This is a genomic window from Streptomyces sp. TRM49041 (assembly GCF_008271805.1).
Classification (GTDB): Bacteria; Actinomycetota; Actinomycetes; order Streptomycetales; family Streptomycetaceae; genus Streptomyces.
This window is the reverse complement of the sequence record NZ_VSRY01000084.1, coordinates 1-22,190: the sequence shown is the minus strand read 5'-3', so window position 1 is coordinate 22,190 and position 22,190 is coordinate 1. Positions and strand designations below refer to the sequence as shown.

General features: G+C 72.6%; 20 protein-coding genes. 9 read left to right on the top strand and 11 right to left on the bottom strand.

Annotation, left to right across the window (positions count from 1 at the left end; translation table 11 throughout):
* Positions 1-83: 83 nt before the first annotated feature.
* Together FVS66_RS06545 and FVS66_RS06540 are read right to left on the bottom strand one after the other, a co-directional pair.
* The gene (locus FVS66_RS06545) at positions 84-1,862 is read right to left on the bottom strand and encodes an ABC transporter ATP-binding protein (protein WP_149180038.1); all 1,779 of its coding nucleotides are present in this window, start codon (positions 1,860-1,862) and stop codon (positions 84-86) included.
* Positions 1,863-1,924: 62 nt separating this feature from the next.
* Positions 1,925-3,622 carry an ABC transporter ATP-binding protein gene (locus tag FVS66_RS06540; protein WP_222946901.1) on the bottom strand — a complete coding sequence of 566 codons (1,698 nt, stop codon included), beginning with the start codon at positions 3,620-3,622 and terminating at the stop codon, positions 1,925-1,927.
* 319 nt (positions 3,623-3,941) lie between these two features.
* Here FVS66_RS06540 and FVS66_RS06535 point away from each other — a divergent pair, with 319 nt between their 5' ends.
* The 7 genes from FVS66_RS06535 (at position 3,942) to FVS66_RS06505 (ending at position 10,219) form a co-directional block, all read left to right on the top strand.
* The gene (locus tag FVS66_RS06535; RefSeq protein WP_149180036.1) at positions 3,942-4,937 is read left to right on the top strand and encodes an iron ABC transporter permease; all 996 of its coding nucleotides are present in this window, start codon (positions 3,942-3,944) and stop codon (positions 4,935-4,937) included.
* On the top strand, positions 4,934-6,070 hold the full coding sequence (locus tag FVS66_RS06530; RefSeq protein WP_149180035.1) for an iron chelate uptake ABC transporter family permease subunit: 1,137 nt from the start codon (positions 4,934-4,936) through the stop codon (positions 6,068-6,070). The genes FVS66_RS06535 and FVS66_RS06530 overlap by 4 nt, the downstream gene beginning before the upstream one ends.
* Entirely contained in the window at positions 6,067-7,026 is a 960-nt protein-coding gene (locus FVS66_RS06525; protein ID WP_262386835.1) for an ABC transporter ATP-binding protein, read from the top strand. Before FVS66_RS06530 ends, FVS66_RS06525 begins: the two co-directional genes overlap by 4 nt.
* 21 nt (positions 7,027-7,047) lie before the next feature.
* Positions 7,048-8,628 carry an amidohydrolase gene (locus FVS66_RS06520; protein ID WP_149180034.1) on the top strand — a complete coding sequence of 527 codons (1,581 nt, stop codon included), beginning with the start codon at positions 7,048-7,050 and terminating at the stop codon, positions 8,626-8,628.
* Positions 8,625-8,852 carry a hypothetical protein gene (locus FVS66_RS06515; protein ID WP_149180033.1) on the top strand — a complete coding sequence of 76 codons (228 nt, stop codon included), beginning with the start codon at positions 8,625-8,627 and terminating at the stop codon, positions 8,850-8,852. Before FVS66_RS06520 ends, FVS66_RS06515 begins: the two co-directional genes overlap by 4 nt.
* A complete protein-coding gene (locus FVS66_RS06510) occupies positions 8,843-9,559 on the top strand; it encodes a 4'-phosphopantetheinyl transferase superfamily protein (RefSeq protein ID WP_316248168.1) in 717 nt (238 codons plus the stop codon). The genes FVS66_RS06515 and FVS66_RS06510 overlap by 10 nt, the downstream gene beginning before the upstream one ends.
* A 90-nt stretch (positions 9,560-9,649) precedes the next feature.
* On the top strand, positions 9,650-10,219 hold the full coding sequence (locus tag FVS66_RS06505; protein ID WP_149180032.1) for a GNAT family N-acetyltransferase: 570 nt from the start codon (positions 9,650-9,652) through the stop codon (positions 10,217-10,219).
* A 161-nt stretch (positions 10,220-10,380) separates the two neighbouring features.
* On the opposite strand, the gene argB is transcribed toward FVS66_RS06505, so the two are convergent.
* The 7 genes from argB to FVS66_RS06470 all read right to left on the bottom strand — a co-directional run bounded on the left by argB (position 10,381) and on the right by FVS66_RS06470 (position 18,913).
* Positions 10,381-11,292 (bottom strand): acetylglutamate kinase, encoded by a 912-nt coding sequence (gene argB, locus FVS66_RS06500; RefSeq protein WP_149180031.1) that lies wholly within the window; start codon positions 11,290-11,292, stop codon positions 10,381-10,383.
* Between the two features lie 17 nt (positions 11,293-11,309).
* On the bottom strand, positions 11,310-12,464 hold the full coding sequence (gene argJ / locus FVS66_RS06495; protein ID WP_149180030.1) for a bifunctional glutamate N-acetyltransferase/amino-acid acetyltransferase ArgJ: 1,155 nt from the start codon (positions 12,462-12,464) through the stop codon (positions 11,310-11,312).
* On the bottom strand, positions 12,461-13,501 hold the full coding sequence (gene argC, locus FVS66_RS06490; RefSeq protein ID WP_149180029.1) for an N-acetyl-gamma-glutamyl-phosphate reductase: 1,041 nt from the start codon (positions 13,499-13,501) through the stop codon (positions 12,461-12,463). The genes argJ and argC overlap by 4 nt, the downstream gene beginning before the upstream one ends.
* Positions 13,502-13,548: 47 nt before the next feature.
* The gene (locus FVS66_RS06485; RefSeq protein ID WP_149180028.1) at positions 13,549-14,205 is read right to left on the bottom strand and encodes an isochorismatase family protein; all 657 of its coding nucleotides are present in this window, start codon (positions 14,203-14,205) and stop codon (positions 13,549-13,551) included.
* Positions 14,206-14,284: 79 nt separating this feature from the next.
* Complete coding sequence (locus FVS66_RS06480) at positions 14,285-15,004, bottom strand: siderophore-interacting protein (protein ID WP_149180027.1); 720 nt, start codon at positions 15,002-15,004, stop codon at positions 14,285-14,287.
* Between the two features lie 211 nt (positions 15,005-15,215).
* Positions 15,216-17,375, bottom strand: a complete 2,160-nt coding sequence (helR, locus tag FVS66_RS06475) for an RNA polymerase recycling motor ATPase HelR (RefSeq protein WP_149180026.1) — start codon at positions 17,373-17,375, stop codon at positions 15,216-15,218.
* Between the two features lie 638 nt (positions 17,376-18,013).
* The gene (locus tag FVS66_RS06470) at positions 18,014-18,913 is read right to left on the bottom strand and encodes a hypothetical protein (RefSeq protein ID WP_262386834.1); all 900 of its coding nucleotides are present in this window, start codon (positions 18,911-18,913) and stop codon (positions 18,014-18,016) included.
* A gap of 318 nt (positions 18,914-19,231) precedes the next feature.
* Between FVS66_RS06470 and gcl the strand changes: the two genes are divergently transcribed.
* On the top strand, positions 19,232-21,016 hold the full coding sequence (gene gcl, locus FVS66_RS06465) for a glyoxylate carboligase (RefSeq protein ID WP_149180025.1): 1,785 nt from the start codon (positions 19,232-19,234) through the stop codon (positions 21,014-21,016).
* A gap of 103 nt (positions 21,017-21,119) precedes the next feature.
* Complete coding sequence (locus tag FVS66_RS34835; RefSeq protein ID WP_187645410.1) at positions 21,120-21,290, top strand: hypothetical protein; 171 nt, start codon at positions 21,120-21,122, stop codon at positions 21,288-21,290.
* Here FVS66_RS34835 and FVS66_RS06460 read toward each other — a convergent pair.
* Together FVS66_RS06460 and FVS66_RS35740 are read right to left on the bottom strand one after the other, a co-directional pair.
* Positions 21,280-21,735: a hypothetical protein gene (locus FVS66_RS06460; RefSeq protein WP_149180024.1), complete on the bottom strand. Its 456-nt coding sequence runs from the start codon at positions 21,733-21,735 to the stop codon at positions 21,280-21,282. The two genes, FVS66_RS34835 and FVS66_RS06460, sit on opposite strands and share 11 nt — an antisense overlap.
* Before the next feature lie 179 nt (positions 21,736-21,914).
* Positions 21,915-22,043, bottom strand: coding sequence for a hypothetical protein (locus tag FVS66_RS35740; protein ID WP_262386833.1), 129 nt, complete (start codon positions 22,041-22,043; stop codon positions 21,915-21,917).
* Between the last annotated feature and the right edge of the window lie 147 nt (positions 22,044-22,190).

The following is a 22,190-nucleotide window of genomic DNA, read 5'->3' as shown; positions in this document are numbered from 1 at the left end:
GCCCGCCCGGGGCATGCCCAAGAGGCCCGGACCATGACGGTCGGGCCCCTTCGGGGTGTGCGGGAGTGGCTACCGGCGTGCGGTCACGTGTCGCTCCGGCCGGCCGACCAGGCCGCCCACAGTGCCGCGTACCGCCCGCCCTTCGCGACGAGTTCGTCGTGTGTGCCGGTCTCCACCACCCGGCCCTGGTCGAGGACGACGACCCGGTCCGCCGTGGCGGCCTGGGGGAGCCGGTGGGCGACCATGAGACCGGTACGGCCCTCCAGCGCGCGGAGCGCGGCGGTCTCCAGGACGCGGGCGCCCGCGCTGCCGGCGTCCGCGGTGGCCTCGTCGAGGATGGCTATGGGCGGATCGGCGAGCACGAGCCGCGCGAGAGCGAGGTGCTGGGTCTGGGTGACGGTCAGCTGGTGGCCCCCTCCCCCCACGACCGTGGCCAGCCCTTCGGGCAGTGCCTCCACCCACTCCAGCGCCCCCACCGTCCCCAGCGCCGCGCGCAGTTCGTCGTCCGTGGCGCCCGGCCGGGCGAGCCGCAGGTCCTCGGCGAGCGGCCCGGCGAACACATGGACCTCCTGGCTGATGAGGGTCACCGCGCGCCGTACGCCCGCGGGCCCGAGCTCCCGGGCGTCGACGCCGCCCAGGCACACCGATCCGCTCGCCGGCCGGTGGATGCCCGCGACGAGCTTGGCGAGGGTCGTCTTCCCGGCACCGCTCGCGCCGACCAGGGCCACGCGCTCCCCGCAGCGCACCTCCAGATCCACGTCGGACAGCACGGGATGGCCGTCGACGTACGCGTGGCTCAGGGCCGACACCTTGACGGAGCCGTCCACGGGAGTGGGGCCGTCGCTCGCGGGCTCGGTCTCCACGGGGAGTTCGGACACGCCCACCAGCCTGGCCAGGCTGGCACCCGCGGACTGGGCGTCGTCGATGAGGAACAGCGCCGCGTTGATCGGGTTGAAGAGGCCGTGGAAGTAGAGCGCCGCCGCGGTCGCCGTGCCGATGCTGACCGCCCCTCGGTCGACCAGGAGGAACCCCGTGACGAGAACGGCCGCCAGGCCGATGAACTCGGCCGCGTTAAGCCGGGAGAAGAACCCCGACACGAGGCGGATGCCGCGCAGCGCCAGATCCACGGCCCCCTGGGACCGCTGCTCCAGAAGCTTCCCGTGCCGCTCTCCCAGCCGGAAGGCCCGTACGGTACGCACGCCTCCGACGCTGTCCAGGAGCTGGTGCTGGAGGGCGCCGGTGGCCACCCGGTGCGCGGCGTAGATACGGGTGGCGCGCGGGATGTACCAGCGGACGGTCAGGACGTGGACGGGCACGGCCAGCAGCACTGCGGCGAGGAAACGCCAGTCCAGTACGGCGAGTCCGGCCAGGGTGAGGACGATGGTGAGCAGCGCGCCCGCGAACTCGGGCAACGCCTGCCGTACGGCCTTCCCGATGATGGTCACATCGCCCGTCACCCGGGACGTCAGGTCCCCGGACCCGGCCTGCTCGACCCGCTCCAGCGGCAGCCGTAGAGCGCGTGCGACAAACCGCTCCCGCAGGCTCGCGAGCACCGTCTCGCCGAGGCGTGCGACCAGCGCGCCGCCGATCGCGGTGGCGATACCGCGCGCCACCGCCACGACGACGAGCAGCACCAGCGGCACCACCAGCGCGTCGGGTCCGCGCCGCTCCACCACGAGGTCGACGATCCGGCCGAGCAGCGGGGCGGTCAGCAGACCCACGCCCGTTCCGACGACGAGCACGGCGACCGATGACAGCGCGAGCAGCCGGTGCGGTCGCAGGAGTCCGCGGAGCGCGGCGAGGGTCTGCGCTGCGGAGGCCGTGGGCAGCAGCGCCCGCCGGTCCGCGGTGCCTTCACTCATGGGAGTTCCTTCTGCGTGGGCGCCTTCGGTGAGCGGTGCGGCCGTCGTGTCCTTCTCCGTGGTCACGCCAGCACCACCGCCCGGTAGGTCTCGTCGGAGGCGACCAGCTCCGGGTGACTGCCGTCCCCGGTCACCGTGCCTCCGTCGAGTACCAGGACGCGGTCCGTCCCGGCCAGCAGGGCGGGGCTCGTCGTGACGAGCAGGGTGGTGCGCCCCTGCCGGAGCTCCCGCAGGCGGAGGGCGATCCGTGACTCGGTGACCGTGTCGACGGCGGTCGTCGGATCGTGCACGACGAGGACGGGAGGGTCGGCGGCGAGCGCCCGCGCGAGTGCGACCCGCTGCCGCTGCCCACCCGACAGCGACCGTCCGCGCTCGGCGAGCAGGGTCTCGGCCCCCTCGGGGAGGTGCCGGGCGACGTCGTCCGCCGTCGAGGCGCTCAACGCGAGTGCCAGGTGCTCGTCCGTGTGCTCCCGCCCCGCGCGTACGTTGTCCAGGAGGCTGCTCTCGAACAGCGCGGCGTCGTGGTGCGCGACCAGCACGGCACGGCGCGCCGTGCCGGGGTCGAGTGCGCTGAGCGGCACGCCGTCGAGCTCCACGGCCCCCTCCGCCGGGTCGACTTCACGCCCCAGACACAGCAGGAGGTCGTGCGCGGCGGCGGGGTCCTTGCTGACCACGCCGACGAGGCTGCCGGGTGCGATGTCGGCGTCCACGCCCCGCAGGGTCCCGTGGGTGAGGCCACGCAGGCGCAGGCCGCCGGGGAGCGGTTCGGGGAGCCGGCCGTTCCCGTCCCCGACGGCGGGCGGGGACGACAGGACGTCGGCGATGCGGTCCGCCGACGCCCGTCCCAGGGCGAACTCCCCGTTGACGTACGTGAGCATCTGGAACGGGCCCAGGAGGTACTGCGCCAGGCCGACCGCGGCCACGAGCTGACCGACAGTGATGGAGCCGCGGATCGCGAGATGCGCGCCGACCAGCCCGATCAGGGCGATGAAGACGCCGGTCAGCGCCAGGATCGCCCCGTCGTGCCAGGCCCGGCTGCGGGCCGCGCGCAGAGCGGCGTGGAGCGAGGCGCCGCTGGTGCGCCGGTAGCGGGCCTCCGCGGAGTCCTCGGCCCCGATGCCCTTCAGCACACGCAGGCCGGCGACGAGGTCGGCGGCGACCCCGGAGGCTTGGGCGGCCCGCTCCTGCTCGACCTCGCTGCGCCGCTCCAGCGGCCGGCTGATGACATGGCCCAGCCACAGCAGCGGCGGTACACCCAGCAGGATCAGCAGCCCGAGCGGGACGGAAATGCGCAGCAGTGCCACGGCGCTGATGGCGAGCCCGGCGAGTGCCGCGACCGCGTACGAGAGGGCCGCCGCGACCGCGCCGACGCGGGCGGCGTCGCCGGTGGCGACCGCGGTCAGCGCACCGGGCAGCCTGCCCTTGTCGGCTCCGCCCCGCGGGTCGAGTACCCGTGCGCCGAGATCGAGCCGGAGCCGGTGGGCGGCGTGCTCACCGGCTCCGTCCGTGATGCGGGCGGCGGTCCGGTAGCAGGTGGAGAGCACGAGGAAGAGGACCCCGAGGACCAGCAGCCACCGCAGCAGCGCGGAGGTGGAGCCGGTCGCGACCGCCTCGTCGACGACCAGGCCGATGACGACCGGGACCAGGGCCTCACAGCCCTGGTGTGCCATGCCGAGAAGGGATGCCGCGACGACACGGCGGCGTTGGCCTCTGAGTGTTCTCCGGAGGACATGGGCCCCCGTCAGCCCTCCATCGGGCATGCGGTACCTCCGCGACGAGATGGGATGGTTAGGTAAGGCTACTCTAATAAGCGGGGGTCCTCCCCGTGTTCGTACGGCGGTCCGGGGGGCGGTCGGGGGCGGTCGGGGGGGCGGTCGGGCGGGCCTCCGCAAGCACGTTGACCTGCTGCTGACCTTCGGTTAGCCTCACCTAAGTCGCGGGCTGTCGTCCGTGCCTTCACATCGTTCACATCGAGACGTCGTGCCGCCGGGGGCCAGGGGGTTGTCTTTGTCGGTCGGAACCCAGGCGGCAACGGGAACGAAGGACCCGGCGCAGGCCGTGCCCGGACCACGCCGCACCATGTCCGCTCTCCGGAGCGTCGGCCTCCTGGTCACCCTCGGGGCGCTGGTCCTCGTCGGACTGCTCAGCGTCTGGCTCGGCACCCGGGGCATCCCCTTCACCTCGACATGGAGTGTCCTGTGGTCCCCGGACGGCTCCGAGACGTCCGTCATCATCCACGAGTACCGGATACCCCGCACCCTCCTCGGCCTCCTCGTCGGGATCGCGCTCGGTCTCTCCGGCGCCCTGATGCAGTCGCTGACCCGCAATCCGCTCGCCGATCCCGGCCTCCTGGGCGTCAGCCTGGGTGCCTCCAGCGGCGTCGTCGTGGCCATCGCATTCCTCGGCGTCGGAACGGCCCTCGGCTACGTCTGGTTCGCCTTCGCCGGCGCCGCCGCCGCCTCCGTCCTCGTGTACGTCCTCGGCGCGTCCGGCCGCCAGGTCGCCACGCCCGACCGGCTCGTCGTCGCGGGGGCCGCGGTGACCGCCGTCCTGTTCGCCTTCAACTCGGCGGTCCTGCTCCTCAACCCGCGGGCCTTCGACCAGTTCCGGTTCTGGACGGTCGGCGCCCTCGCCGGCCGCCGCATGGACATGGTCCTCATCATCCTGCCCTTCGTCGTCGCCGGCCTCGTCCTCGCACTCCTGCTGGCTCCCGCCCTCAACGCCCTCGCCATGGGCGACCAGATGGGCCGCGCCCTGGGCGTCAACGTCAACCGGACGCGCGTCCTGGGTGCCGTCGGCGTCATGCTGCTCTGCGGCGCCGCGACGGCGGCCGCCGGGCCGGTCGGGTTCGTCGGGCTCGTCGTGCCGCACGTGGCACGGTTCGTGGTCGGACCAGACCAGCGCTGGGTCCTCGCCTACTCGATGCTGCTGGCCCCCGTACTGCTCATCGGCGCCGACGTACTGGGGCGCGTGCTCGGGGCACCGGGCGAGGTCCAGGTCGGCATCGTCACCGCGTTCGTCGGTGCGCCCCTGTTCATCGCGCTGTGCCGCCGTCGAAAGCTGGTCATGCTGTGAGAGCCGTACGGCAGTCGAAGCCCGCCACGACGGACGCCGCCACGACGCCCGCCGCCACGACGGACGCCGTCCCGGCGGTCGCGCGGCCCCGCGTGGTCACCGGCCGTGTCCTGCGCACCCGCTCCGGGGGCGTCTCCCTGCGCGTCCAGGGCCGTGCCGTCGCCGCCTCGGCGCTGCTGGCCGCGGTGCTCCTGGCCGTCATGGGCGTCACGCTCACCACCGGCGACTTCGAACTCTCCGTCGGGGAAGTGCTCGACGCCCTGTTCGGCGGCGGGTCGGGAGCGGCCGACTTCGTCGTCAACACACTCCGTATGCCGCGCCTGCTGACCGCGCTGTGCGTCGGCGCGGCCCTCGCCGTCAGCGGCGCGATCCTGCAGAGCCTGACCGGCAACGCGCTCGGCAGCCCCGACATCATCGGCTTCACCAACGGCTCCGCCACCGGAGCGCTGATCGTCATCGTCGTCCTGAACGGCAGCATGACCCAGATCGCGCTCGGCGCCCTCGCCGGCGGACTCGCGACCGCCGCCGCGGTGTACCTGCTCATGATCGGCCGGGGCCTCCAGGGCTTCCGCCTCGTGGTCATCGGCATCGGCGTCAGCGCGCTGCTCCTCGCCGTCAACTCCTACCTGATCACCCGGGCGAGCTGGCAGGAGGCGCTGGAGGCCCAGGCATGGCTCCTCGGCAGCCTCGGGAACCGGCTCTGGGTCCACGCCAGCGCCATCGGCCTGGCCGTCGCCGTCCTGCTCCCGCTCGCTCTTCTCCTCGCCCGCCGGCTGTCCATGGTCGAGATGGGCGAGGCCACCGCCACGGCCCTCGGTGTGAACGTGGGCCGCACCCGCGCCGCACTGCTCGTGATCAGTGTCGCCCTGGCCGCGTTCGCCACCGCGGTGACCGGCCCGATCTGGTTCGTCGCGCTGGCCGCGCCCCAACTGGCACGCAGGGTCGCGGGCACGTCCGGTCCCGCCCTGCTGTCCTCCGCCCTCATGGGGGCCACGCTGCTCGCCCTGAGCGATCTGGTCGTGCAGCGCCTCTTCGCGCCCGCGCTCCTGCCGGTGGGCACGGCCACCGGCACCATCGGCGGGCTCTACCTCATCTGGCTGTTGGTCACCGAGTCCCGAAAGAGCCGCGCATGACTGGAACGACGCAGACGACCGGGACGTCCGGCACCGACGGTGCCGGACGTCAGGGCGGCCCCCGCCTGCGGGCGGAGGACCTGACCCTCTCCTACGACCAGCGCACGGTGGCCGAGGGACTCGGCGTCGAGATCCCCGACCACTCGTTCACCGTGATCATCGGCCCCAACGCCTGCGGCAAGTCCACCCTCCTCAAGGCGCTGGCACGGATGCTGAAGCCGCGCTCGGGACAGGTGTGCCTCGACGGCGCGGACATCGCGTCGTACCGCTCCCGTGAGGTGGCCCGCCGGCTGGGGCTCCTCCCGCAGTCGTCGACGGCACCCGGCGGCATCACCGTCGGCGACCTCGTGGCCCGCGGGCGCTACCCCCATCAGCGGCTGCTGAGGCAGTGGTCCGCCGAGGACGAGACGGCCGTGGCCGAGGCCATGCGGCAGACCGGTGTCCTGGAGCTCGCCGACCGGCCCGTGGACGACCTCTCCGGCGGCCAGCGGCAGCGCGTCTGGCTGTCCATGGTCCTGGCGCAGCAGACCTCCATCCTCCTGCTCGACGAACCGACCACCTATCTGGACATCGCGCACCAGGTGGAGGTACTCGACCTGTGCGCGGAACTGCACGCGCGCAAGGGGCACACCGTCGTGGCCGTCCTGCACGACCTCAACCAGGCGTGCCGCTACGCCACCCACCTCATCGTCATGAAGCCCGGCGGCAGCGTCGCGGCCGAGGGCGACCCCTCCACCGTCATGACCGCCGAACTGGTCCAGGACGTGTTCGGACTGCCCTGCCGGATCATCGACGACCCCGAGACCGGAACGCCGCTGATGATTCCGGCCGCTCCCCGGCGGTACGAGCCGGCCGACACGCCGACCGACACGCCGGCCGACACGCCGACCGACTCGCCGGCGGGCCCGGGCGCGGGAGCGTCGCCCGCTCCCGTGATGGCCGCCGAGAACTCCTGACCTCCCCAGGGATGGCCGCCCATGCTCTGCACGAGACTGACCAACGCGCACATCATCACCATGGACCCGGACCACCCCGTCGCCCACGACCTGGGCATCTGGCGGGGTCGTGTCGTCGGCCTGGACGAGGCCGTGACCTCACTGCCCGCCCGAGAGGTTGTCGACCTCCAAGGCGCCACCGTCCTGCCCGGGTTCATCGACAGCCATGTCCACCTGGCATGGACGGGCCTCAAGGCGAGCACGCCGAGCGTCGCCCCCTGCGAGCGGGTGGAGGACGTCCTCGCGGTCGTCGAGGAGGCTGTCGCCCGCACGTCCTCGGCCGGCACCTGGGTGGACATCGGCGGCTACGACCAGCGGGCCCTCGGCCGCCACCTGACCGCCGCCGAACTGGACCGGGTCGGCCAGGGCCGCAAGGTCTTCCTGATGCACGACTCCGGACACGCCTGTGTCGTGAACAGCGCCGTCCTGGACCTGCTGCCCGCCGACGTCCCGCACCAGGACGGCTTCCTCGCGGAGAGCGCGATGACCGCCGCGCGGCGCCTCCGCCTGCCGTACTCGCAGTCCGAACTGGCCGACGCCGTCGAGCACGCCGGACGTGTCTGCCTCGCCGAGGGCGTCACCGCCTGCGCGGAGGCCGGCATCGGTGGCGGTCTCCTGGGGCACAGTCCGGTCGAGCTCGGCGCCTACCAGCTCCTCCGGGACCAGCGCCGACTCCCCCTGCGTGTGCAGCTCATGGCCGCCGGCGACACCCTGCGGCCGCTCTCCGCCCACCAGGACGACGGCATCCCGCGGGCCCTGGACCTCGGAATGCGCACCGGCTTCGGCGACGACTGGCTCTCGCTCGGCGCCCTCAAGATCTACACCGACGGCGGCATGATGGCCCGTACGGCCGCGCTCACCGCGCCGTACGAAGGCATGACCCACACCGGTCAGCTCCAGGACGACCCCGACCGGCTGGCCGACCTCGTCGTGGACGGGCACCTCGCCGGATGGCAGCTCGCCGTCCACGCCATCGGCGACCGCGCCGCCGACCTGGCGCTCGACGCCCTGGAGCGTGCCCAGCGGCTGCGCCCCCGCCCGGGCGCGCGCCACCGCGTCGAACACGCCGGCCTGATCCGACCCGACCAGCTCCCGCGCTTCGCCCGACTCGGCGTCAGCGCCGTCGTCCAGCCCAACTTCCTGCGCTACTTCGGCGACGACTACGCCGCCGTCATGGGAGAGGAGCGCGCGCCCTGGATGTACCGGGGGCGGGGCTTCCTCGACCACGGCGTCACGCTGGTCGGCAGCTCCGACCGGCCCGTCACCGACGGATCGCCGCTGCGCGCCGTCCAGTTCATGGTCGAGCGCGCCTCCCTCTCGGGACAGGTCGTCGGACCGGACGAGGCGATCACCGTCGACGAGGCGCTGCGTGCCTACACGGTCGCCGGAGCGTACGCCTCCCACTGGGACGACAGCGCCGGCACCCTCACCCCCGGGAAGCGCGCCGACCTCGTGGTCCTCGGGGACGACCCGCGCCGTGTCGACACCTCCAGGATCGGGGACATCGAGGTCGTGGCGACCTTCGTGGACGGACACGAGGCGACAGAAGGGAAGAAGCTGTGAGTACACCGGTAGGCACTCCCCAGCGGTACGCCCACCTCTGGGAACAGCGGGCGACTCCGCCGCGCTGGGTCATCTGGAACACGGCCGAGGAGTCCCTGGTCTTCGACCGGGCCCTCAACATGCCCGCGCCGGTGGACGACTCCGATCTGGACGACGTCGTACGCAGAATGCGCCAGGCCGGAGCCCCGGAGAGCGATGAGTACCCGGGGCGACCGTGCGCCTGACGTCGGCTCCGGCATGCCTCGGTAAGGACCCGCTGCCGGAGGTCTGGGAGCCCGGCGCGGCCCGGCCGCACCTGTGGGCGGTGCGCGTCAGCGCGTACGCGCCGTATGCCTCGGCTCAGGAGCACCTGCTCGACCCCGCCGAACGGTCGCGGTGCCAGGGCTTCGCGCGTCCCGCCGACAGGGACCGCTACCGCGTCGCCCATGTGGCGCTGCGCCGGCTCCTCGGGGCCTGTCTGGACCGGGACCCGGCCGCCGTGCGCTTCGTCCGTGAGCCCTGCCCCGGTTGCGGCGCGCCGCACGGCCGTCCCGCCGTGGCCGGCGCACCACTGCACTTCTCGCTCTCCCACGCCGGGGACGCCGTTCTGCTCGCCTTCGCGGACGCACCGGTCGGTGTCGACGTCGAGGAGGAGCCGTCCGCCGAGGCGGCGGCCGAGGTGGCGGCCATGCTGCATCCCGCCGAGCGGGCGGAGATCGCCGACCTGCCGCCGGCGGCCCGCCCCTCGGCGGTGAACCGGTGCTGGGCCCGCAAGGAGGCGTATCTGAAGGGCGTCGGCATCGGCCTCGGCGAGGACCCGTCGGTGACCTACGTCGGTACGGCGCCGACACCGGGGGCCCCGGACGCCTGGACGCTGACCGACGTGCCCTGCCCGCCCGGCTACGCCGCCGCCTGCGCCGTCCGTACGGACAGGACTTGGCGACTGCCTTAGGTAAGGCTAACCTTGGCTCGACTGTTTCATCGAGGTGAACACGGCGGACCACAGGGTCGTCCCGCACGGTGGAACCGAGGAAGGAACGCCTTGATCACGGCCACGCCGCGCCCCACGACGCCGCGCCCTGCCACGCCGCGCCCTGCCACGCTGCTGTCCCGCGCCCCCCACCCGCCCTTTCTGCGTCCTGCTCCGACCTTCTCGGTACGGTCCGCCGGGCACCGGGACGCCGCCGCACTCGCCGCTCTCTCACGGCCGTTCGTCCGCTCCGGCGCCCTGCGGGCCCGGCCGTTCCACGTCTATGCCTGGCACGCCACCGACTTCCTGGTGGCGGAGGGGCCCGACGGCGCCCTGGAGGGCTGCCTGGCACTGCGGGTGCAGCCCGAGCCGACGAGTGAGGGACGGACGACCGGAGTCGTGTACAACTTCTGCGTCGCGCGACACCGGCAGGGCAGCGGCCTGGGCGCCCGCCTCCTCGGCGCCGCGCTGGCGCAGGGCCGGTCACGGTCGCTGGACGCCCTCTTCACGGCGACGACCGGAAGCGGCCGTCTCTTCCTGCGCTACGGCTTCGCCCCGGTCCCCGCGCGCCTGGCGCCGGAGACCTGGGCACGGTCGCTGGACCCGCGGCGCGACGCGAAGGTCCTCGCCCGCGTCCTCTGACCGCTCCTTTCCCTCTCGGCCGTTACGACGCGAGGGTCCCGAGCCGGGATGGCTCAGGCCCTTGCGGCCCGCACCGCGCACCAGGGCCGGCGGGGGAGTGCCGTAGGTGGCCGTCATCACCGCACGCCAGCGGTCGATGAGCGGCCTGGTCCCGTCCCTCGTCATACGCCGGCTCCCTCGCCCGGCGCCGGAGTGTCGGGCACGACGGTCGTGCCGGGACTCTTCTCGGTGAACACACCACGCAGCACCGCGTGCGGGACGCGGCCGTCGATGACATGCGCCCGCCCGACGCCCGAGCGGACCGCCCTCAGACAGCCCTCCATCTTGGGCAGCATCCCGCTCGCCAGCTCCGGCAGCAGCCCGTCCAACTCCGTGGCCGTGAGGCGCTCGACGACCTCGGTGCTGTGCGGCCAGTCCGCGTACAGCCCCTCCACGTCCGTCAGCACCACCAGGCGTTCCGCGCCCAGGGCCACGGCCAGCGCGGAGGCGGCGAGGTCGGCGTTCACGTTGTAGACCTGCCCGTCGGCGCCGCGGGCGATCGGCGAGACCACCGGTATCCGCCCCTGCTCCAGCAGCGCGCGCACGGTCCCGGCGTCCACGGACACGATGTCGCCGACGAGGCCGATGTCCACGGGCCGGCCGTCCACCCGGGCCGGGCGCCGTACGGCCGTCATGGTGTGCGCGTCCTCACCGGACAGACCCACGGCGAACGGTCCGTGCGCGTTGATGGCGCCGACCAGTTCGCGCTGGACCTGACCCGTCAGCACCATACGGACCACGTCCATCGTCTCCGGGGTGGTCACCCGGAGCCCCGCCTCGAAGCGGACCTCCAGGTCCAGCCGGTCGAGCATCGCGCTGATCTGCGGGCCGCCGCCGTGCACGACGACGGGACGCAGCCCGGCGTGCCACAGCTCCACCACGTCCTGGGCGAACGTCCGGTGGAGCGAGGGGTCCACCATGGCGTTGCCGCCGAACTTCACGACGACCGTCCGTCCCTGGAGCTCCTCCAGCCACGGCAGGTCTCCGGCGGGCAGACCGGCCCCGGCCACATCCTGATCGACGGGTGTCCCCATCCCTGTTCCCACTCCGCTCATGAGCTGTAGGCGCTGTTCTCGTGTACGTACTCGGCGGTGAGGTCGTTGGTCCAGATGACCGCCGACGCGTCGCCGGCACGGAGGCCGACGGTCACGGTGATCCGGCGCCCCGACATGTCCACCTTGTCGCGGGACTCGCCGGCCGCCCCGCCGCGGCAGACCCAGACGTCGTTGATCGCCACGTCCAGCAGGTCCGGGTCGAACACGGCGTCCGTGGTGCCGATCGCCGACAACACGCGTCCCCAGTTGGGGTTCTCCCCGTGCAGCGCGCACTTGAGGAGGTTGTTGCGCGCCACCGACCTGCCCACCGTGACGGCGTCCGCCTCGGACGCCGCCCCGACGACCACCACCTCGATCTCCTTGGACGCGCCCTCGGCGTCCGCGACCAGCTGCCGTGCCAGGTCGAGGCAGACGGAGTGGACCGCGTCCGTGAACTCGGCCCCGCCGGGCGCGATCCCGGAGGCCCCGGACGCGAGGAGCAGCACGGTGTCGTTCGTGGACATGCAGCCGTCGGAGTCCACCCGGTCGAAGGTGGTGCGCACGGCGCCGCGCAGGGCCGTGTCGAGACCCGCGGCGGATACGTCGGCGTCCGTGGTGAGGACCACCAGCATGGTGGCGAGGCCGGGCGCGAGCATGCCCGCGCCCTTGGCCATTCCTCCCACGGTCCATCCGGACCGGCTCGCCACCGAGGTCTTGTGCACCGTGTCCGTGGTCCTGATCGCCACGGCCGCGTCCGTGCCGCCGGTCGTCGACAGCCGCCGCGCCGCGGCGTCGATGCCGGCCGTGACCCGGTCCATGGGAAGGGGTACGCCGATGAGGCCGGTGGAGCACACCGCCACCGCGTCCGCGTCCGCCGCGCCGACCGCCCGCGCCGTGCGTTCCGCCATGAGGCGCGCGTCCTCGGCGCCGGCCGGGCCGGTGCACGCGTTCGCGCCACCGGAGTTGAGGACGACCGCCGACAGCGTGCCGTCGGCCAGCGCCTCGCGGGACCGGCGCACCGGCGCGGCCTGTACCCGGTTGGAGGTGAACACGCCCGCGGCGGCGCGGGACGGCCCCCGGTTCACGACCAGGGCCAGGTCGGGATCGCCGGACTCCTTGATGCCGGCGGCGACACCGCTCGCGAGGAATCCCCGGGCAGCTGTCACGGTCACGGAGCCACTCCATTCGTGGGCAGGCCCAGCCACTCGGGCAGGCCGAGGGCGACATTCATGCACTGCACCGCGCCACCGGCGGTGCCCTTCACCAGGTTGTCGACGGCACTCACACAGACGAGGCGGCCGGCGTCCTGGTCCACGGCCACCTGCACCCGGGCCGTGTTGGAGCCGACGACCGAGCCGGTGGAGGGCCACCGGCCGGCCGGCAGCAGCCGGACGAACGGTTCGTCCGCGTACGCCTCCTCGAACGCGGCTCGTACCCGGCCGGGGCCGTCCTTGCCGGAGAGCGCGGGGCGCAGCCGGGCCGAGCAGGTGGCGAGGATGCCGCGGGGCATGGGCGCGAGGGTCGGGGTGAACGACACGGTGACCCGCTCGCCCGCCACCCGCGACAGGTTCTGCGTCAGCTCGGGGGTGTGCCGGTGGCCTCCGCCGACGCCGTACGGGCTCATGGAGCCCATCACCTCGGAACCGAGCAGGTGCGGCTTCAGTGCCCGGCCGGCCCCCGACATGCCGCCGGCCGCGACGATCACTGCGTCCGGCTCGACCAGTCTGGCGGCGTAGGCGGGCATCAGGGCAAGGGTGACCGCCGTCGGATAGCAGCCGGGCACGGCGATCCGGCGGGCTCCCCGCAACTCCTCCCGGGCGCCGGGCAGTTCCGGCAGGCCGTACGGCCACGTCCCGGCGTGCGCCGAGCCGTAGAAGCGTGTCCACTCGGAGGCGTCGCGCAGCCGGAAGTCCGCGCCGCAGTCCAGGACGAGCGTGTCCTCCGCCAGGCCGCGCGCGAGCGGCGCCGACTCGCCGTGGGGCAGGGCGAGGAACACCACGTCGTGCCCGCGCAGCACTTCGGCCGAGGTGGCCTCCAGCGTCCGGTCCGCGAGCGCCGTCAGATGCGGCTGCACCTCGCCGAGCCGGCGTGCCGCGCTGCTGTGGGCTGTCACGGCGCCGATCTCCACCCCGGGGTGGGAGGCCAGGAGGCGCAGGAGTTCGCCGCCCGCGTAGCCACTGGCACCGGCCACAGCGACCCGTACGGTCATGTTCGTTCTTCCGTCTCTTCTCGATGGATTCGGCAGCGGCAGGGACGTCATGCGTCCTTCGGCACCCTGTGGAGCAGCAGGTCGCGCAGGAGCGTGTCGGTCGTGCGGACCACGCCGCTGCGTGCCGCCCAGCGCAGGGCCATGGCGTGCTCCTCCGCGGAGAAGTCGGCCACGGCGTCCGCCACGACGAACGGCTGTATGTCGTTCATGAAGGCGTCCGCGGCGGTCAGAAGGACACCGAGGTGCGCGTACACCCCGCAGATGATCAGCTGGTCCCGGTTCTCCTGGCGCAGCAGCCTGCCGAGGTGGCTCCGGAGGAAGGCGTTGTGGCGCGCGTTCGCCAGCAGGTGCTCGCCCGGGCGGGGGAGCAGCGGGTCGACGATGGCGGCGGCATCGGGCTCGTCCCCGATGCCCGGCCCCCAGACATCGGCCACGAGCCCGCGCTGGCCGGGCCGCTGGGCGGCGGGCTCGGCGCTGAACACCACGGGTATGCCGAGTGTCCCGGCGAGCTCGCGCAGGGCGGCGATGTTGCGGACCAGCTCCACGACGGGTGGGAGGCCGGGGGAGAAGGCGCGTACGAAGTGGTTCTGCATGTCGTGCACGAGGAGCGCGCACCGATCCGGATCGACGGCCCACGACGCACACGATGCGGGCAGCGCCGAGCGTTCGGGCATCGGATACGACTCGATGGCCGGCAAGCCCATGACTGCCCCTCCCCGGAGACCCGAGGCACCACACCCCGCGACACTTAGCTAAGCCTAACCTAACTTAACCTCGGTGCGTTCAGGCCGCACGCCAGTAGCCGAGAGCGTGCAGCCGCTCCTTCGGCATGCCGAGTTGCCTGCGTGCGAACGAGGCGAGGGTTCGGGTGGTGGCCGTGTCGCAGGCGATCCACAGGTAGGCCGTGTCGTCCACGAGTCCCGGGAGGGCGGCACGGACGGTCTCGACCAGATGGCCGCCCTTGTCCCGCCGTGGTGCGTGGATGACCTCGCGGGACGCGGCGCCGCCTCGCGGGGCGTGGTCGCCGTCGCGGGGGTGCGAGGTCTCGTACCAGATCGTGGCCGGAGTGTGCGGCATGGAACCGAGCAGTGAGTCGATGGCCGGCCGCGACGCGGCGTCACCCACGATGAGGAGCCGGGACGGCGGGGGGTCCGGCAGGGTGAACTCCGATCCCTGCACCGTCGCCTCGATGGTGTCGCCGGGGCGCGCGCCGCGGGCCCACTCGCCGGCGCGCCCGGGGTGGAGGACGAAGTCCAGGTCGAACGTCCCCTCGACGGGGTCGGGGTGGACGAGGGTGTAGGCGCGCTGGTGGGGCCGGCCGCCGTTGTCGAACCAGAGGCGCGCCCACATCGTCGGGTGGACCCCGGTCGCGCGCAGCATCCCGCCGTCGGCGAAGGAGAGGCGGTGGACTCTCTCGGAGAGTCGCTCATTGGATCTGACGGTGAGGGTGAAGTCCTTGCCTCGCATGAGCTTGAGGACGGCACCCTGCCAGCCGTGTCCCACGGCATCCCCCTGGGGTCGCGACGATTAGGTAAGCCTAATCTAAATCGATCTGTGGAGTGAGGGGGAAGGGGCCCGGCCGCGAGCCGAGGCGCGACGGCCGCCGGCGGGTCCGGCACCCCGGCCGGGCGTCCGGCACCCCGGCCGGGCGTCCGAGCGCACCGCCGGGCGTCCGAGCGCACCGCCGGGCGTCCGAGCGCACCCCGGGCCGGCGTCAGGAGCCCGTCAGGATGACGAGTTGCCGGGTCGCCCGGGTCATCGCGACATAGCGGTCGACCGCTCCCTCGACACCCGTCCCGAACGACTCCGGGTCGACGAGGACGACCAGGTCGAACTCAAGCCCCTTCGACAGGGCCGGCGTCAGCGACCGGACGCGGGACGTCGCCCGGAACGTAGGATCGCCGATGACGCAGGCGATACCGTCGGAGTGGGCGGCGAGCCAGGTGTCGATGACCGAGTCCAGGTCCGGAACAGATCCGTGGACCACGGGGACGTCGCCGCTGCGGATGGAGGTCGGCACGTTGGCGTCCGGCAGCACGGCCCGGATGACCGGCTCGGCCTCCGCCATGATCTCTCTTGGTGTCCGGTAGTTGACGCTCAGGGAGGCCAGGTCGATCCTGTCGAGCCCGACCCGCTCTAGCCGTTCCTGCCACGACTCGGTGAACCCGTGCCTGGCCTGGGCACGGTCGCCGACGATGGTGAAGCTCCGGGACGGGCACCGGAGCAGCAGCATCTGCCACTCCGCGTCGGTCAGTTCCTGGGCCTCGTCCACGACGATGTGCGCGAACGGCCCGGCGAGCGGGTCCGGGTCGGTGCCGGGCAGGGCGGTCCCGTCGACCAGGGCGTCCTGGAAGTCCTCGCCGCGCAGCATCGTCACCAGACCTGTGCCGTACTCGTCGTCCGCGGCCTCGATCAGATCGTCCACGACCCTGTCCATACGCTCGCGTTCGGCGGCGACAGCGGCGTCGCGCCGACGCTTACGGCGCGACGCCTCGGGGTCGCCGAGCCGCTGCCGTGCCGCGTCCAGCAGCGGCAGGTCGGACACCGTCCAGGCCCGGGGGTCCTCGCGCCGCAACTTCCGTACGTCGTCGGGGCCTAGCCAGGGAGCGCACATCCGCAGGTAGGCGGGTACCGTCCACAGGTCTCCGACGAGGTCGGCGGCTTCGAGCAGCGGCCACGCGCGGTTGAACGCCGTGAGCAGCTCCCTGTTCTGCCGCAGCGACTTGCGGAGCAGCTCGGGCGGGACGTCACCGTCGTGTCTGTCCACCAGGAGCGTGAGCAGTTCCTCCCAGACCTGGTCGCGCGCCTCGTTGTGCGGAGCCCCGGTACCGGGCGCCGCGGCTTCGAACGCCTCGGCCCAGTCGTCGGCGCTGAGCCGGATGTCCGACCAGTGGGTCGTGACCGTCATCCCCTGGGTGGGCGGCTCCTCGTAGAACCTGACGGCCGTCTCGATCGCCTTCACCATGTTCGCGGACGACTTCAGACGGGCCACGTCCGGGTCGGTCTCGACCGCCGCGGCGGCTCCCTCGGCGACGAGGTCCCGCAGGGTGCAGGTCTGCACGCCCTCCTCCCCGAGGCTGGGGAGGACGTCGGCGACGTAGTCCAGGTAGGGCCGGTGCGGACCGACGAACAGCACGCCGCCCCGACGGTGACCGAGGCGAGGGTCGGAGTGGAGGAGGTAGGCGGAGCGGTGCAGAGCGACGACGGTCTTCCCCGTACCCGGACCGCCGTCGACGACGAGAGCGCCGCGGGATCCCGCGCGGATGACGGCGTCCTGGTCGGCCTGGATGGTGCCGAGCACGTCTCGCATCCGCGGCGACCGGTTGCCGCCCAGGCTGGCGATGAAGGCTGACTGGTCGTCGAGCGCGGCATGCCCGGCGAACCCGTCCGAGGTGAACACCTCGTCCCAGTAGTCGCTGATCCGGCCACCGGTCCAGCGGTATCTGCGGCGGCTCGCCAGACCCATCGGGTCGGCGTGTGTGGCACCGAAGAACGGCTCGGCCGCGGGGGAGCGCCAGTCGACCAGCAGCCGGCGACCGGCGCTGTCCGTCAGGCCGAGCCGTCCCACGTACACGGGCTCGGGGTCGTCCGCGCCGACCATGTGACCGAGGCACAGATCCAGACCGAAGCGGCGCAGCGTGCGCAGGCGAGCGGTCAGCCGGTGGATCTCCGCGTCCCGGTCCATCGCCTGCCGGCCGATGCCGCCGGGCGCCCTGCGCTCGGCATCGAGGCGGTCGGTGAGCTCGGCGATCGACTGCTCAAGGCACTCCGCGACGGCCGCGAAGTGCTGCTCGTCGCCGGCGATCAGCGCCGGGTCGGCCTTGGGGGAGAGCCGGGCCGGGAGGTCGAACGCGCTGGTGGTCGGGGAGTTCATGTCACCAGCTCCGATCCGGGGCCGCTCCGCCGAAGTGCGGCAGCGCGCACCCCCGCACCTCGGCGCCGGGTTGCCGCGACCGCGGCGCGCGCCCTCCCGCCGGCTCGACGTCACCGCACGCCCCGTATACCGCCAACAGCACACGCACTTCGTGAATCTCCCGTTTCCGCAGGTTCTGGCCTTGGACCAGCGATTCTGCGGCACGACCCGGGCCTTGCCGCAAGGCCCCCGGTCCGCTATAAGTTGAAAGTGGCAAGGAGTGGGTAATCCTCTTCGCCTTCGTCGTCCGCTCCGGACGGACGAGCCCTCCCCGTATCGGCGACGCAGCCCGCACGGCCGAGTACCGGCGGCAGTGATGAGGGCGGGCGACCAACGTCCCGGGGCTGACAGGGCCGCCCCTCCGTGACAGATCCACCACCCGCAGCTCCGCCGCGTCACTCCGCACCTCTCGCACGCGCACCGCTCCCGCCCGCCGCTTCACCCGCGTCCGGGGGTAGTGAGAACCGGGTCACCGATTACACGATGGCGCGGAAACGTCCCGCAACGAGGAGGACACAGATGCCGGGAACCGACGGCCAGTCGCCCCCTGTTGCGGCCGGTGCCGCGCGTGTTCCAGGGCGGGCGCACCGGCCTCGGCCTCAACGCGTGCCGCTCACCCCGTACGCGACCAGGTCGTCGGCCGGGGCGTTCACCGGCTGCGGGGTCCCCGTGAGGTCCATGACGAAGAGCGGCAGGCCGACGCCGTCGGCGCGGGCGCGGGCGCTTTCCTCGTACCCGGCGAGCGAGAAGAAGACGGCGGTCGACGACGAAGCGAGCCCTTCCAGCCACAGACACTCCACGGCGCGCAGCGACACCGGTCGGGTCGTCGGGTCGACCTGGGCGACCAGTCCGGGGCCGCGCAGCTCGGCGCCGGGGGATACGGGGGTGTGGCGGTCCTCCGGCTGGACGACGTTCCGGAAGCCGAGCCAGCGCAGATAGAGCGCGGCGGCGGCCACCGCGTCGCGGGCGGTGCGGATGGTGACCGGTTGGAAGGAGGGGCGTGCGACTGGGGTGGAGGGCGGTGGCGGAGCCTGCGCGGGGACGCGCACGGTCGACACGCCGGTCGTGGCCGCGGTCGCCTCGCGGCCGGTGGCGCGCCCGGTGTTGTCGGGAGCGTCGGGTCCGCCCACGGACTCGGCCGCGTCGGCGGCGGCCGGTTCTGTACCGCCCGCTTCCGTACCGCCCGCTTCCGCGCCAACCGCTTCCGTACTGCCCGATTCCGCCCCGGCCGGTTCTGTGCCGCCGGATTCCGCCGCGGCCGATTGCGTACCGCCCGTGACCGCGCCCTTCGTGCCCGCCGAGCCTCCGGTGGCGACGGACCGCGGTGGTGACGCGGCCGCCGTGACCGGCCGTACGGGGATCCGCAGCACCGTCCCGCACGCGCAGCCCAGCTCCGGCTGCGGCCACTGGTCCTGGCGGCCGCACGTGCCGCACCGGACCGTGACCCACTCGTCGGTCCAGGTGCGGTGGGTGATCGGCTCGGCGTGTGCGCCTCGCATCAGGGGAGGGGCGACGGGCGCACCGCACGCGCACGGATAGACGGGCGGTGTGTACACATGCGCGCGGCGGCAGACCGGGCAGCGCACCGGCACGTTCTCTCCCACGGCGATCGGCCCCCTTCGTTCCGTCACCCATCGTCCATCAAGCGCAGTCGGTTGGGGAGGGCATTCGGCCATCCCTTGACGGGTTCCGTGACCCACCCCTACATTGCTTCCGTATAACAGAAACATTATTCCGCATGTCGGAAAATGAGTACGGATCGACGCTCTCAGGTGGCGCGACAGAGCCGGATCCGCCAGGCCGAAGCAGGAGCACCCATGCCTCGAATGACCGCCGCCCGAGCGGCAGTTGAGATCCTCAAGCGCGAAGGCGTCACCAACGCGTTCGGTGTGCCGGGCGCGGCGATCAATCCCTTCTACAAGGCCCTCGAACAGGGCGGCGGTATCGACCACACGCTGGCCCGCCATGTCGAGGGCGCCTCGCACATGGCCGAGGGCTACACCCGCACCCACCCCGGCAACATCGGCGTCTGCATCGGTACGTCCGGCCCCGCCGGCACCGACATGATCACCGGCCTGTACTCGGCGATCGGTGACTCGATCCCGATCCTCTGCATCACGGGCCAGGCGCCGACCAGCGTGATCCACAAGGAGGACTTCCAGGCGGTCGACATCGCCTCGATCGCCAAGCCGGTCACCAAGGCGGCCACGACCGTCCTGGAGGCCGCGCAGGTCCCCGGCGTCTTCCAGCAGGCGTTCCACCTGATGCGTTCCGGCCGTCCGGGCCCGGTCCTCATCGACCTGCCGATCGACGTCCAGCTCACCGAGATCGACTTCGACCCGGAGACGTACGAGCCGCTGCCGGTCTACAAGCCGGCCGCGACCCGGGCGCAGATCGAGAAGGCGATCTCCTTCCTGCTGGAGTCGGAGCGCCCGCTGATCGTCGCCGGCGGCGGCATCATCAGCGCCGACGCCGCCGGCCTGCTGGTCGAGTTCGCCGAGCTGACCAACACTCCGGTCATCCCCACCCTCATGGGCTGGGGCGCCATCGCCGACGACCACGACCTCAACGCCGGCATGGTCGGCGTCCAGACCTCGCACCGCTACGGCAACGCGAACTTCCTGGAGTCGGACTTCGTCCTCGGCATCGGCAACCGCTGGGCCAACCGCCACACCGGCTACAAGCTGGACGTGTACACCAAGGGCCGGAAGTTCGTCCACGTCGACATCGAGCCCACCCAGATCGGCAAGATCTTCGCCCCGGACTACGGCATCGCCTCGGACGCCAAGGCGGCCCTGGAGCTGTTCGTCCAGGTCGCGCGAGAGCTGAAGGCGGAGGGGAGGCTGCCCGACCGCTCCGCGTGGGTCGCCTCGACCCGGGAGCGGAAGGCCACGCTGCAGCGCCGTACGCACTTCGACAACGTGCCGATGAAGCCGCAGCGTGTGTACGAGGAGATGAACAGGGCCTTCGGCCCGGAAACCCGGTACGTCACCACGATCGGTCTCTCCCAGATCGCCGGCGCGCAGATGCTGCACGTCTACAAGCCGCGCCACTGGATCAACTGCGGGCAGGCCGGTCCGCTGGGCTGGACCATCCCGGCCGCGCTCGGTGTCGCCAAGGCGGACCCGGAGGCCCAGGTCGTCGCGCTCTCCGGCGACTACGACTTCCAGTTCATGATCGAGGAGCTGGCGGTCGGCGCGCAGCACCGCATCCCGTACGTCCACGTCCTCGTGAACAACTCGTACCTGGGCCTGATCCGCCAGGCGCAGGCCGGCCTGGATATCGACTTCCAGGTCAACCTGGAGTTCGAGAACATCAACTCCCCGGAGCTGGGCGTCTACGGCGTCGACCACGTCAAGGTCGCGGAGGGCCTGGGCTGCAAGGCCATCCGCGTCACCGAGCCGGACCAGCTGCTGCCGGCGTTCGAGGAGGCCAAGAAGCTGGCCGCCGAGTACCGCGTGCCGGTCCTCGTCGAGGCGATCCTCGAGCGGATCACCAACATCTCGATGAGCCGGACCATGGACATCAGCGACATCACGGAGTGGGAGGAGCTCGCCACCGAGCCCGGCCACGCCCCGACGGCCGTCCGCCCGCTCGTCTGACCAAGGCCGGCAGAGGAGCGGCAAGCGGCCCCCGCCCCGGAATCCACCGGGGCGGGGGCCGCTTCCGTGTCATGCCTCCAGGACGAGTGGGTAGCCGTAGGGCATGGCGGAGATCGTGGACGCGGACGAACTGCTGCGGCGTCTGAGGGCCGCCCGTGACTGGGCCGAGGCGGAGGAGGAGCATGCCTCGGACGAGGTCGCCGAGCAGGCGTTCCGCGCCGTCCGCATGGTCCTCGACAAGCTGGTCGACCCGGGCAAGCCGGTCAGTCACTGAGCGGCGCCCAAGGACACCGAGGCGACCGAGGAGGGCCCGGGGGCTCTGTCAGTCCCTGCTCCTCCCGTGCCAGCTCCAGCACCGCGCTCAACGGCACGGTGACGGTCTCGGGGGTGAGCTTCACACCGCTGTACTCCTCGTGCCGGCGGTCCGAGAAGTCGACACCGTCGACGGTCGCCGCGCGCGCGGGGTTGTGGAAGGAGCCGGTGTCCATGACGGTCACCTCTTGGTCGAGGGCCGGCACGAGATACCGCCTCACGAGTGCGAGGAGCGGAAACCGCACTTCGTCCGGGTCGAAGCCCCGCGAAGCGACGTACTCCTCCCAACCGTCTGGGCGTGCACCGTCGTTGAAGCCAAACTTGCTGAAGAGGTCGTCGCTGCGCAGGGTGATGACGGGCTCGGCCGGTTCGGAAGGGCCGAGCTGGGCGGCGTCCATGGCGTTCATGGTGTCCATGGTGGACGGTGCGCGAGCGCGCGTCCACGCAAAAAGGCAGGGCGCGGAATTGGGGACCGCAGCCGGATGCCTGACGCCGATGTGACCTGCCTGCGATCGGTACCCCCTGGCTGACCTCGTACGGTGAGCCCCGGCCCGCCGGTGTGAAGACCGACAGGCCGTGGCGGTCGTCATCCCTTCCGCTGTGGCACGATGAACGCGCGCTTGGGCCGGGGCTCCTGCGGGTCACGGGAGCTGGGCTGCTGCGTGCGCTTCCACACCGCGACCAGCTCCGCGTACCTCGGGTCGATCCACTCCATCAGTGCTCCTTTCCCACGCCGCAGCCTAGGGGGCGGCCAGCGGCCGAGGGTCAGGTCGTCTCGGGCGCGGCGGTGAGCTGTCCCTTCCGGGTGGCTCCTCCGCAGTCCTCGCACGACACGATCACCGCGCGCTCGTGGATGAGCGCG